Origin of the sequence: Brevundimonas sp. (assembly GCF_004210735.1) — a bacterium.
Taxonomy (GTDB): Bacteria; Pseudomonadota; Alphaproteobacteria; order Caulobacterales; family Caulobacteraceae; genus Brevundimonas.
The window spans coordinates 1-1,070 of record NZ_SDZL01000154.1 but is presented as its reverse complement, the minus strand read 5'-3'; the positions used below and the strand labels follow the sequence as shown (position 1 = coordinate 1,070).

General features: G+C 65.8%; 2 protein-coding genes. Both read left to right on the top strand.

The annotated features are described in order from the left end of the window. Window positions 1–516, top strand: a 516-nt coding sequence (locus EON91_RS14565) for an alpha/beta hydrolase (RefSeq protein ID WP_292096147.1), incomplete at its 5' end; no start/stop codon positions are given. Between the two features lie 276 nt (window positions 517–792). Next, window positions 793–1,070, top strand: a 278-nt coding sequence (locus EON91_RS14560) for a hypothetical protein (RefSeq protein WP_292096145.1), incomplete at its 3' end; no start/stop codon positions are given.

The window sequence follows — 1,070 nt, the reverse complement described above, 5'->3', positions numbered from 1 at the left end:
ATTGTCGACTCGCCGGTGAACCCGCCCGACACGCCGCGTCGTGGCCCGCCGCCCGTGCACGGCACGAAAGTCTATCCGTCTCTTGAGTCTGCGCTCGCCCGTTTCCGCCTCGCCCCGCCGCAGATCTGCGAGAACCACTACGCGCTCGACTACATCGCGCGCTGGTCGCTTCGGAAGGCGCCGCTCAAGGATGGATCAGGGGATGGCTGGGCCTGGAAGTTCGACCCGTCGATCTGGCAGCGCTTCACCGTCTCGCGCCCGCCGCAGGAACTGCTGAAGGAAACGCGCTGCCGCATCGCCCTGTTCAAGGGCGACAAGTCCATTCTCTGGGACGCGGACGTGCGCGACTACATGCGCGGCCTGCTCAACAAGCAGGTGCCGTTCATCGAAATCCCCGAAGCACGCCATCACGTCATGCTCGATCAGCCGCTCGCCTTCGTGGCCGCCCTGCGCACGCTGCTTCAGGAATGGCGCTATTCGACGTCTGACCGGATGGTCCCGCCCAACCGGGCCTGACATCTCAGGATGGCGGGTGGCCACGCAGAGCTGCGTGATTCCCGCGCTGAGCGCCGGAAATGCCCTGCCGGGAGACTTTCCGGTCCGTGTTTCGGACCGGCATCGGGGCAAGCCCGGCCACTGCAACCAGCCTCCCCGCGCCCGGCGCGGCAGGAAATCCCCGGAAAAGCCGAATCGGGCCGGGGTATGCGGCCTTTTCGGCGCTTTTCTTCTGGCGGCGATCCCGCTACACCGTGGCCCGCTTAGGACCTTCAAATCGCTGGGAGATGACTCGCGATGGCGCATGTTGAACCGACTGGCCCGATCGTTACGCCGCCGGCCCACACCGACGCGTATATGGATATGTCGGCCCGCCGTGGCATGTGGTCCGGCTTTGGTCACTTCACGACCTGGGGCTCGATGCTCCTGATCCTGACGGTTGGTTACGCCACCTTTGTCATCACCATGGGCGTTCCGTGGATCGGCGCCCTGATCGGCTTCGCCGTGTTCGGCGTCGCCGTCGGCCTGCTGATGAACATGGGCGGCGCCTGGGTTGCGACGGTTGTCGGCCTCTG